The organism is Vallitalea sediminicola, from assembly GCF_054408565.1.
In genome coordinates, this window is the sequence record NZ_BTPT01000261.1 from 1 (window position 1) to 254 (window position 254).

Here is a 254-nt window from a genome sequence, read left to right on the forward strand (position 1 = left end):
GGCTGAAAATTCGAGGTGTTCCAACATCAACGCGTACAGCGCAGTTAGCGCGCGAGGTTGGCATTGAGGTGATCAGTCTGGATGAGGCCAAATGGCTGGACCTGACAATTGATGGCGCAGACGAATCTGACGGCGACCTGAACCTGATCAAAGGTGGCGGTGGCGCATTGCTGCAAGAAAAGATCGTGGCGACAGCCAGCGACCAGATGGTTGTCACTGCTGACATCGGTAAAGAAGTAGAGCATCTAGGCGCG

1 protein-coding gene is annotated in these 254 nt (G+C 54.7%); it reads left to right on the top strand.

What is annotated here, in order from left to right; genetic code table 11:
- Positions 1-254, top strand: a 254-nt coding sequence (locus ACX6CF_RS26665) for a ribose-5-phosphate isomerase A (RefSeq protein WP_458788407.1), incomplete at both ends; no start/stop codon positions are given.